Here is a 10,798-nt window from a genome sequence, read left to right on the forward strand (position 1 = left end):
CGCGGGCGGCCTCGCGGGCGCGGACGGTCGGGGCGTGCAGCGCGGACCGCACCCGGCGGCGCAGCGCGCGGCCCTCGCGCTCGGGCAGGCCGTCGACGGCGAGCCCCAGCTCCTCCAGCACCCGGCGCCGCTCGGCCACGACCGGCGGGTTCCACTGCCGGGTGCGCAGGTCGCGCTCGAAGGTCGCGGCCTGCTCCTCGACGAGCGCGCGCGCCTCGGCGACGGTCGCGGAGTGCCCGTCGGGGGCGTGCTCGGCGACGGTGGTGAGGCTGACCAGCCGGACGCCGGGCAGCTCGCCGACGGCCGGGTCGACGTCGTGCTGCAGGGCGAGGTCGAGGACCGCCAGCGGGCGGGCGCCGAGGGCGGCCTCGGCGGACCGGGCCCGGATCAGCGCGTCGACGTCGAGGACCGCGCCCGAGGCGCCGCTGCACGCGACGACCAGGTCGACCCCGGCGAGGCTGGCCGCGAGGTCGTCGGTGGCGGCGGTGACCCCGCGCTGCGCGGCGAACTGGCCCGCGCGCCCGCTGGCCGAGTACACGAGCACGTCCTGGCAGCCGCGGGCCTTGAGCGCGGCGAGGCTCGCGCCGGCGTAGGAGCCGGTGCCGATGAGCAGGCAGCGGACGTCCGACCAGTCGGGCAGGCCGTCCTCGACCAGGTCGAGCGCGACGCCCACGACCGAGCGGCCGGCGGCGCCCAGACCCGTGCGGCCCTCGACGGCGCGGGACGCGCGGGAGGCGGACTGGAACAGACCCTCGAGGTCGGAGGTCGTGGTGCCGTCGCGGCGGGCGGCGGTGAGCGCCCGGCGGACCTGGCCCGCGATCTCCCGCTCCCCGACGACCATCGACTCCAGGCCGGAGGCGACGGCGAACAGGTGCTCGACGACCCGGGGGCCGGTGGCGGGGGCGAGCGCGTCCGCGACGCGCTCCGCGGTGTACCCGGAGCGGGCGGCGACCGTGCCGGCCACGGCGGTGCGGGCGGCGTCGGCGTCGGCCGCGTCGGCGACGTCCAGGTACAGCTCGAAGCGGTTGCAGGTCGCCAGGACGACCGCCCCCGCGATCGACTCCGAGGCCGTCACGATCTCCCGCCCGACGGCGTGGGTGTCGGCGGACAACCGCTCCAGCACGGACAGGTCGAGGTCGTGATGGCTGGCCACCAACGACAGCATCACCACGCCAAGAATTTAATCACTCCAGGGAAGACGGGGCACAATCGTCCCGATGTCGACTCCGTCACGCCCCGACGCGCCCGCGAGCGCCCCGGCGACCCCCGCCCCCGCCCTCCCGTCGCTCCCCGACGGCACCGGCCTGCCCGCCGACCACCCGCTGGTGGACGGCCGCACGGCGCACGCGCCGCTGGTGGACGCGTACCGCGGCCGCACGCCCGACCGCCGCCCGGTGTGGTTCATGCGCCAGGCCGGCCGGTCGCTGCCGGAGTACCGGGAGGCCCGGAAGGGCACCGCGATGCTCGACGCCTGCCTGACCCCGGACCTGGCGTCGGAGATCACCCTGCAGCCGGTGCGCCGGCACGGCGTGGACGCGGCGATCTTCTTCTCCGACATCGTCATCCCGCTGCGCCTCGCGGGCGTGGATGTCGACATCCAGCCCGGCGTCGGCCCGGTGATGGGCTCCGCGGTGCGGACCGCGGACGACGTCGCGCGGCTGCGCGCCGAGCACCCGGCCGAGTCGCTGACCGCGGAGGTGCTGGCGCCGGTCGTCGAGGCCGTCCGGCTCACGACGGCCGCGCTCGGGTCGACCCCGCTGATCGGGTTCGCGGGCGCGCCGTTCACGCTCGCGGCCTACCTGGTCGAGGGCCGGCCGTCCCGCGACCACCTGGCTGCGCGCACCCTCATGCACGCGGACCCGGCGACCTGGGCCGCGCTGACGGAGTGGGCCGCCGACGTCACGGGCGCGTTCCTGCGGGCGCAGGTGCTCGCCGGCACCAGCGCGGCACAGCTGTTCGACTCCTGGGCGGGCTCGCTCTCGCTCGCGGACTACACCGCCCGCGTGGCGCCCGCCTCGACGCGGGCGCTGGCGCACGTCGCCGACCTCGGCGTGCCGCGGGTGCACTTCGGCACGGGCACCGGCGAGCTGCTGGCCGCGATGCGGGACGTGGGCGCCGACGTCGTCGGCGTGGACCACCGGATCGGCCTCGACGAGGCGGTCCGCCGGCTCGACGGCCGCGTGCCGGTCCAGGGCAACGTCGACCCGGCGCTGCTCGCGGCGCCGTGGCCGGTGCTGGAGGCGCACGTGCGGGACGTCGTGGCGCGCGGCACCTCGGCCCCGGGCCACGTGGTGAACCTGGGCCACGGCGTGCCGCCGGAGACCGACCCCGACGTGCTGACCCGCGTCGTGGCGCTGGTGCACGGGCTCTGAGGTAGGGGTCAGGTCCCACCCCCCGGTCTCCGGGAGGCGGCAGGCTGGACCGGTGAGGAAGGACGCGGACACGAACGACGACGACCGGGCACCCGGCACCGCACGACCCACCGACCCGGGGGCACCCCCGGGGACGGCCTGGGACGCGCTCGTCGTCGGTGGCGGCGTCGCGGGCCTGGTCGCGGCGCGCGAGCTGGCCCTCGCCGGCCTGCGCCCGCTGGTGCTCGAGGCGTGGGAGGCGCCCGGCGGCGTCGTCGGCCGGCACGAGGTCGACGGCCTGTCCCTCGACGCCGGCGCGGAGTCGTTCGCCACCCGCGGCGGCGTGGTCGCGGCGCTGGCCGACGAGCTGGGGCTCGCCGACCGGGTGGTCACGCCCGAGAGGCACGGCGCCTGGGTGCGGCTGCCCGGCGGCGCCGGCCCGCTCCCCCGCACCGGGCTGCTGGGCATCCCGGCGGACCCGTGGGCGCCGGACGTCCGCCGCACGATCGGGCTCGCGGGCGCGCTGCGGGCCTCGCTCGACCGCGTCCTGCCCGCGCGCGTCGGGACCGCGGACGGCACGACGCTCGGCGCCCTCGTGCGCGCCCGGGCGGGTCGGCGGGTGCTGGACCGGCTGGTCCGGCCGGTCGTCGCCGGCGTGCACGCGGCCGAGCCGGACGCCGTCGCCGCGGACGCCGTCGCCCCCGGGCTGGTCGCCGCGGTGCGCCGCGAGGGGTCCCTCGCCCGCGGGGTGACGGCGCAGCGCGCGCTCGCCCCCGCGGGGTCCGCGGTCGCGGGGTTCCGGGGCGGGCTGCACGTGCTGGTCGACGCCCTGGTGGCAGAGGTCCGGGCGCGCGGCGGCGCGGTGCGCACCGGGGCGTCCGTCCGGTCGGTGACCCGCGACGGCGACGGGTTCGTCGTCACCGTCGACGGGCCGGACGGGTCCGCGACGCTCACCGCCCCGCGCCTGGTCGTCGCGACCCCGCGCGCCGTCGACCTGCTGGCCGGCGTCGCCCCGGGCGTGTCGGGCCTGACGACGGACCCGGGCGCGGACATCGTGCTCGTGACCCTGGTGCTGGACGCCCCGGAGCTCGACGCCGCCCCGCGCGGCACGGGCGTCCTGGTCGCCCGGGGCGTCGCCGGCGTGCGGGCCAAGGCGCTGACGCACGCGACGGCGAAGTGGGCGTGGCTCGCCGAGGCGGCAGGCCCCGGCCGGCACGTCGTGCGCCTGTCCTACGGCCGGGCCGGCGCGGACGGGGCGGAGGCGCTGCCGCGCGACCTCGGCGCGCTCACCGACCTCGCGGTGCGGGACGCCGCGGCCGTGCTCGGCGTCCCGCTGCGCCCCGAGCAGGTCCGCGCCGCCGCCCGGGTGCGCTGGCGCCAGGGGCTCCCCGTCCCCAGCGCCGCGCACCGCGCGACCGTGCGGCGGGTCCGGGAGGCCGTCGCCGGCGTGCCCGGCCTCGCCGTGGTGGGCGCGTGGGTGTCCGGCAACGGCCTCGCGTCGGTCGTCCCCGACGCCCGCGCGACCGCGACCGCGCTCGCCTCGTCCGCACCACCCGCCGACCCCGTCCGCACCGCACCCCCGGAGGCCTGACCCGTGCACCGCAGCCCACGACCCGCGGTTTCGACAGATCCGCGCGGGGTGGCCGAGACTGGGGACATGCCCCAGACGGTCCGGGTCGGCACCCGTGCGAGCGCGCTCGCCCTCACCCAGACGGGGCACGTGGCCGACGCGCTGACCGCGCTCGGCGCCGGCGCGCACGAGCTGGTGCGCGTCCGCACGGACGGCGACCGGCTCACCGGCTCCCTGGCCACGCTGGGCGGCACGGGCGTGTTCGTGACCGCGCTGCGGGACGCCCTCCTCGACGGGCGCTGCGACGTCGCGGTGCACTCGTTCAAGGACCTGCCGACCGCCGTGGCCCCTGGACTCGTCGTCGCGGCGGTGCCGGTGCGCGAGGACCCGCGGGACGCGCTGTGCGCCCGCGACGGACGCACGCTGGCGACGCTGCCCGAGGGCGCCGCGGTCGGCACCGGCTCCCCGCGGCGCGCCGCGCAGCTGCGGGCCGCGCGCCCCGACCTGCGGGTGGTCGACATCCGCGGCAACGTGGACACCCGGCTGCGCCGGATCGAGGACGACCTCGACGCGGTCGTGCTCGCCCGCGCGGGCCTGGCGCGGCTGGGCCGGCTGGACGCCGTCACCGAGGCGCTGCCGTTCGACGTGATGACCCCGGCGCCCGCCCAGGGAGCGCTGGCCGTCGAGGTCCGCGCCGAGGACGCCGCCACCGGCACGCCCCTCGCCCGGGCGCTGGCCGCCCTGGACCACCGGCCCACGCACCTGGCCGTGCTCGCCGAGCGCGCGCTGCTCAGCCGGCTCGAGGCGGGCTGCGCCGCGCCGGTGGGCGCGCACGCGCGATTGGGCGCGGACGACGTGCTGGCGCTGGAGGCGGTCGTGCTCCGCACCGACGGCACCGAGGCGCTGCGCCGCACCGCGTCGACGACGCTGGCGGGCGGCGCGACGGGACCGGCCGACGCGGACCCCGGTGCGGCCGCCGGCCGGGTCGCGCTCGCCGCGGCCGCCCTCGGCACCCGGCTCGCCGAGGACCTGCTGGACGCGGGCGCCGCCGAGCTGGCGGAGCTGGGCGCGTGACGGGCGCCGACGGCGCCCCCGCGACCGCGCACGCCCTGGCCGCCGGACCGCTGGCCGGCCGCACCGTCCTCGTCCCGCGGGCCACCGAGGGGCCGGACCCGCTGGTCATCGCCCTGCACGCGGCCGGCGCCGAGCCGCTGGTCGTCCCGCTGATCCAGACCGTCCCGCCGTTCGACCCCACCGAGCTCGACGACGCGCTGCTCGCGCTCGAGGTCGGCTACTACGGCTGGGTCGCGGTCACGAGCGCCGCGGCGGTGCCGGTGCTCGAGGACCGCGCGGAGGAGACCGGGCACACGCTCGCCGCGCTGCTCGACGGGGTCCGGGTGGCCGCCGTCGGCGGCAGCACCGCCCGGGCGCTGCGCGAGGCGGGCGTCCGGGTCGACCTGGTGCCGACCGGGCGGTCGTCGGCCGTCGCGCTGCTGGCGGCCTGGCCGGCCGCCGGCGAGAACCCGGCCCGGGTGCTGCTGCCGCTCGGCGACCTCGCCGCGCCGACGATGGCCGAGGGACTGACCGCGCGCGGCTGGCCGGTCGACGTCGTCGTCACCTACCGCACCGTCCCCGGCCCGGCGCCCGAGCCGGAGGTGCGCGACGCGTACGCGGCCGGGCGGGTGGACGCGGTCCTGCTCACCTCGGGCAGCACCGCCCGCAACCTGCTCGCCATGCTCGGCGCCCCGCCCGCGGGCACGCTGGTGTGCTGCATCGGCGACTCGACCGCGGCCGAGGCCCGGCGCGCCGGGCTGCCGGTGCACGCGGTCGCCGACGACCAGACCCCGGGCGGCCTCGTCGCCGCCCTCGCGCGCGCCGCCGCGGCGCGGGACGACGCCCAGGACGCGGGCGCCCCCACCGACGAGAGCCCGGCCGCGGCCCACCCCGCCGCGCCGGACGACACCCCCGCCGCCGCACCCCGGGCGGCCCACCCGGACGGAGAGCACGCATGACCGCACCCGCACCCGACACCCCGACCCTCCCGCTGTCCCCGGCCGCGGCCGTCGCCGCCGCGCGACCGGGCCGGGTCCGCCCGCGCCGGATGCGCGGCACCGCCGCCCTCCGCCGCTCCGTCAGCGAGGTGCGGCTGCACCCGGCCGACCTCGTGCTGCCGATGTTCGTCAAGGAGGGCCTGGACGAGCCGGCGCCGATCGCGTCGATGCCCGGCGTCGTCCAGCACACCCGCGACTCCCTGCGCCGGGCCGCCGCCGAGGCCGCCGCGGCCGGGGTCGCCGCCGTGAACCTGTTCGGCGTCCCGCTGACCCGGGACGCGGTCGGCTCCGGGGCGACCGACCCCGACGGCGTGCTCAACCGCGCGATCGCCGACGTCCGGGCCGAGGTCGGCGACGCGCTGGTGATCCAGGCCGACCTCTGCCTCGACGAGTTCACCGACCACGGCCACTGCGGCGTGCTCACGGCGGACGGCCGGGTGGACAACGACGCGACGCTCGAGCGGTACGCCGAGATGGCGCTGGTCCAGGCCGAGGCGGGCGCCCACGTGGTCGCACCGAGCGGCATGATGGACGGCCAGGTCGGCGTGATCCGGGACGTGCTCGACGCCGCCGGCCGGGACGACGTGGCGGTGCTCGCGTACGCCGCCAAGTTCGCGAGCGTGCTCTACGGTCCGTTCCGCGACGCGGTGGAGTCGACGCTCGAGGGCGACCGCCGGACCTACCAGATGGACCCGGCGAACCGCCGGGAGGCGCTGCGCGAGGTCGCCCTCGACATCGAGGAGGGCGCCGACCTCGTCATGGTGAAGCCGGCGGGCGCGTTCCTGGACGTGCTGGCCGACGTCGCCGCCGTGAGCACGGTGCCGGTCGCGGCGTACCAGGTGTCCGGCGAGTACGCGATGGTCGAGGCCGCCGCCGCGCAGGGCTGGCTGGACCGCCGCCGCGCGATCACGGAGTCCGTGCTCGGCATCCGCCGCGCGGGTGCCGACCAGGTGCTGACGTACTGGGCCGTCGAGCTGGCCCACTGGCTGCGGGAGGAGTGGCGGTGACCGGGGTGACGAGCACGGGGACGTCGAGCACGAACGAGGGGCTGTTCGACCGGGCGCGGGGCGTCGTGCCCGGCGGTGTGAACTCGCCGGTGCGCGCGTTCGGCTCCGTCGGCGGGGCGCCGCGGTTCCTGGCGTCCGCCCGCGGCGCGTACGTCACCGACGTCGAGGGCCGCGAGTACGTGGACCTGGTGGGCTCCTGGGGCCCGGCGCTCCTCGGGCACGCGCACCCGGAGGTCGTGGAGGCCGTCCGCGAGGCCGCCGGCCGCGGTCTGAGCTTCGGCGCGCCCACGCTCGCCGAGGTGGAGCTCGCCGAGGCGGTCCGCGCGCGGGTGCCCGCCGTCGAGCGGCTGCGCCTGGTGTCCACCGGCACCGAGGCGACGATGACCGCGATCCGGCTGGCGCGCGGCGTCACCGGCCGGGACACGGTCGTGAAGTTCGCCGGGCTGTACCACGGGCACTCGGACGGCCTGCTGGCCGCCGCGGGCTCCGGCCTCGCGACGTTCGCGCTGCCCGGCTCGGCCGGTGTCCCGGCGGCGATCGCGGCCGAGACGATCGTGCTGCCGTACAACGACGTCGCCGCCGTCGAGGCCGCGTTCGCCGAGCACGGCACCCGGATCGCCGCGGTGATCACCGAGGCCGCCCCCGCGAACATGGGCGTCGTCCCGCCGGAGCCCGGCTTCAACGCCGCGCTGTCCCGGATCACGCGCGAGCACGGCGCCCTGCTGATCCAGGACGAGGTGCTGACCGGGTTCCGGGTCGGCCCCGCCGGATGGTGGGGGCTCGAGGCGGCGCGCGAGGGCTGGTCGCCCGACCTGCTGACCTTCGGCAAGGTCGTCGGCGGCGGCATGCCGGTCGCCGCGCTCGGCGGCCGCGCCGAGGTGATGGACGCGCTCGCGCCGGTCGGGCCGGTCTACCAGGCGGGCACGCTGTCCGGGAACCCGGTCGCCGTCGCGGCCGGCCTGGCGACGCTGCGGCTCGCCGACGACGCGGTGTACGCGGCCGTCGACCGGGCGTCCGCGGTGCTGCGCGCGGCCGTGGACGAGGCGCTGACCGCCGTCGGCCTGCCGCACGCGGTGCAGAACGCCAGCAACCTGTTCAGCACGGTGCTGGGCACCGACGCGGGGGCGCGGGACTACGCCCAGATGCTCGCGACGGAGTCCTGGCGGTACCCGGCGTTCTTCCACAGCCTGCTGCGCGACGGGGTGTACGCGCCGCCGTCCGCCTTCGAGGCGTGGTTCGTGTCCGCCGCGCACGACGACGCGGCGCTCGCCCGGGTCGTCGAGGCGCTGCCCGCGGCGGCCCGCGCGGCGGTGGAGGCTGTTCCCCCGGCCGCGTGACGTCGGTCACCGCGCCGCCCGACCCCCTCGGTCGCACGGCGCGGTGACCTGCGCCTTCACGGCGCCCCGAGATCTCACCCCCTCGGCGCGGTCGCGCGTCACCCGGACGGACCAGGACGCGCGCGGGCCGTCGATCTGCGACGAGGCCCACGCTCACCCGTTCGGGGCAGGACATTCCGGGCATTCTCAGCGACATTCCCGACAAAGGGGATAGATCGCGCGGACCAGTTGCGCGCAAGTCCGTCCGTGCTCATCCTGGTGCCACGACGCGCGGCAGGGGGCTGGCGCGTCGACGTCCCGCGTGGCCCATCGGGCCCGGGACCCGCGGCGTGCAGGGGGCACAGCCGCCACTCAGGGGGTACTGGACCATGTCCGCAGACCAGACGACGCGCGCCCACGACGAGACGACCGAGGTCCGCCGGACGCGCGACCGCCGCTCCCGCGGCAGGCTCCGCGCCGTCCTGGCCGGTGCCGGCGTGCTCGGCATCGGCGCCGCGGTGACGCTCGCCGCGTGGACCGACACCGAGTGGATCTTCGGCGGGACCGACAGCGACGGCACGCCGATCGGGACCACGGTGTTCGAGATCCAGCAGAACGTCTACGACGGTCAGAGCTTCCAGAACCGCGAGAACTGGCCGACCGACGCCACCGCGGGCCGGCTGAACTTCACCGTCGCGGCGGCCTCGCTGTCGCCGGGTGCCGTCGTGTACGCACCGATGCAGCTCCGCGCGGCGCCCGGCTCCGTCGGCGGCACCGTGGTGCTGAACGCGGCGCAGCAGGGGACGGGCACCGACCCGGGCCTGTTCGGCGCGCTGGTCTACCAGGCCCGCACCGGCGTCACGCAGGCGAACTGCAACGCCGCCGGGATCTCCGGGGGCACCGCGCTCGCGCCCGCGAGCACCCCGCTCGGCACCGGCGGCTCCGCGTCGTTCACCGTCGCGGGCGCGCCGGACGCGACCACGGCCGGGACCCCGGTCGACGTCTGCTTCCAGATCACGATGCCGGCCACGGCCACGGGCGACGCGCTGCAGGGCAAGGCCGTCGTCCCGGTGTGGAGTTTCACGGCGACCTCGCAGTCCTGACCCGGGGCGCCCCGTGACCGGCTCGCACGCGGCGCGGCCGACGGCGGCCCGGTCCCGGCAGCGGGCCGCCGACCTCGGCCGCGAGGTGCTGCTCACCGTCGCCGCGCTGTTCGGCGCGGTCTGCCTGGTGCTCGTGGTGCTCGTCGCCACCCTCGACCTCGGGGTGATCGTGTTCCGCACGGGCTCGATGAGCCCGACGATCCCCACCGGCGCGGCCGCCCTCGTGCGGACGACGCCCGCGGACGAGGTCGAGGTCGGCGACGTGGTCACGGTTCCGGCGCCCGTCGGCGACCTCCCGGTGACCCACCGCGTCGTCCACACCGAGACCCTCGACGACGGCACGACGCGGCTCCGGCTGCGCGGCGACGCCAACGACAGCGAGGACCCGTTCCCGTACGACGTCACGGAGGTGCGCCGGGTGGTCGCCTCCGCGCCCGGCGTCGGGTACGCCCTCGTGCGGATGGGCGAGCCGAAGGCCCTCGCGGCCGTGACGGTGGGCGTCGCGCTGCTGGTCGGCTGGGCGCTGTGGCCGCGCGAGCGGCGGGAGCGCCCCTCCCGCCGCAGGCGCCGCACCCCGGTCGGCGCGCTCGCCGTGGCGGCCCTCGCCGCCGCCGCCCTGCAGGTCGCCCACCCGGCGCCCGCGGCGGCCGAGGCGACCCCGCCTCCCGGGGGCTTCGAGCAGCCGGGCGCGGGCGACGGCCTGCTGGCGCTCTCCTCGTCGTTGCCCGCGGGCGACCGGTGGGAGCTGTCCCCCGGCACCGACCTGGCGTGGCGCGTCGACTCCGCGGTCCGCGAGCCGGCCGATGCCGCCGGCGCCCGCGGCACGCTCTGGGTGAGCCTGCTCGCGACCGGCCCGCTCGTCGAGCGCGGCGGCGTGGCGCTCGTCCTGCAGCTCTGCGACGGCGGGTGGGCCGCCGACGGCCTCACCTGCCCGGGCGGTGCGCGCGAGGTGCCCGCGACCGTCGCGGGCGGCACAGCCCGCGTGGACCGCGCGGAGGTCGGCGCCGTGGAGACGGGCCGCGGGCAGGGGGTCGTCGTGCGCGTGCGCGTGCCGGCCGGGCTCGGCGACGACTACCAAGGGCTCGACATGACGCTCGGCCTGCGGTTCGACGCGTTCGGGGAGGAGTTCTTCCTCAGCGACGTGCTCGCCGCGGCCGACGACGAGTCCGCGGCCGGTGCCGGCGCCACGAGCGACGTGCTCGGGGTGACCGGCGCCGACCTCCGCCCGGCCCTGTGGGCCGCCTTCGCCCTGCTCACGGGCTGGTCGGCGGTCGCGTGGTCGCGCGCGCGGCGGCGGGCGCGCGACGCGGTCGCCGCCGCGGAGGCCCCGGAGGGGGTGCCGCACGGTGCGCCCTGACGCCGTCCCCACCCGGCGCGCGGCCCGTCCGGCGCGCGGCCGC

At 78.7% G+C, this 10,798-nt stretch carries 9 protein-coding genes; 8 read left to right on the forward strand and 1 reads right to left on the reverse strand.

Annotation, left to right across the window (positions count from 1 at the left end):
• Nucleotides 1-1,153 (reverse strand): glutamyl-tRNA reductase (locus tag J5O08_RS19615; protein ID WP_308281740.1); only part of this gene is annotated, 1,153 nt, incomplete at its 3' end.
• A gap of 64 nt (nt 1,154-1,217) precedes the next feature.
• Here J5O08_RS19615 and hemE point away from each other — a divergent pair.
• The 8 genes from hemE to J5O08_RS19655 all read left to right on the forward strand — a co-directional run bounded on the left by hemE (nt 1,218) and on the right by J5O08_RS19655 (nt 10,755).
• Entirely contained in the window at nt 1,218-2,372 is a 1,155-nt protein-coding gene (hemE, locus tag J5O08_RS19620; protein ID WP_218708592.1) for a uroporphyrinogen decarboxylase, read from the forward strand.
• 52 nt (nt 2,373-2,424) lie between these two features.
• Nucleotides 2,425-3,942 (forward strand): NAD(P)/FAD-dependent oxidoreductase, encoded by a 1,518-nt coding sequence (locus tag J5O08_RS19625; RefSeq protein WP_218708594.1) that lies wholly within the window; start codon nt 2,425-2,427, stop codon nt 3,940-3,942.
• 66 nt (nt 3,943-4,008) lie between these two features.
• On the forward strand, nt 4,009-4,995 hold the full coding sequence (gene hemC, locus J5O08_RS19630; RefSeq protein WP_218708595.1) for a hydroxymethylbilane synthase: 987 nt from the start codon (nt 4,009-4,011) through the stop codon (nt 4,993-4,995).
• Nucleotides 4,992-5,933 (forward strand): uroporphyrinogen-III synthase, encoded by a 942-nt coding sequence (locus tag J5O08_RS19635; protein WP_218708596.1) that lies wholly within the window; start codon nt 4,992-4,994, stop codon nt 5,931-5,933. Before hemC ends, J5O08_RS19635 begins: the two co-directional genes overlap by 4 nt.
• A gap of 89 nt (nt 5,934-6,022) precedes the next feature.
• Nucleotides 6,023-6,979 carry a porphobilinogen synthase gene (gene hemB / locus J5O08_RS19640; RefSeq protein ID WP_254630910.1) on the forward strand — a complete coding sequence of 319 codons (957 nt, stop codon included), beginning with the start codon at nt 6,023-6,025 and terminating at the stop codon, nt 6,977-6,979.
• Between the two features lie 5 nt (nt 6,980-6,984).
• Nucleotides 6,985-8,316 carry a glutamate-1-semialdehyde 2,1-aminomutase gene (gene hemL / locus J5O08_RS19645; protein ID WP_308281741.1) on the forward strand — a complete coding sequence of 444 codons (1,332 nt, stop codon included), beginning with the start codon at nt 6,985-6,987 and terminating at the stop codon, nt 8,314-8,316.
• A gap of 368 nt (nt 8,317-8,684) precedes the next feature.
• Nucleotides 8,685-9,398, forward strand: coding sequence for a SipW-dependent-type signal peptide-containing protein (locus J5O08_RS19650; RefSeq protein ID WP_218708598.1), 714 nt, complete (start codon nt 8,685-8,687; stop codon nt 9,396-9,398).
• A gap of 13 nt (nt 9,399-9,411) precedes the next feature.
• The gene (locus tag J5O08_RS19655; RefSeq protein WP_218708599.1) at nt 9,412-10,755 is read left to right on the forward strand and encodes a signal peptidase I; all 1,344 of its coding nucleotides are present in this window, start codon (nt 9,412-9,414) and stop codon (nt 10,753-10,755) included.
• Nucleotides 10,756-10,798 lie beyond the last annotated feature (43 nt).

The sequence above is a fragment of the Cellulomonas sp. PS-H5 genome, from assembly GCF_019265565.1.
Classification (GTDB): Bacteria; Actinomycetota; Actinomycetes; order Actinomycetales; family Cellulomonadaceae; genus Cellulomonas.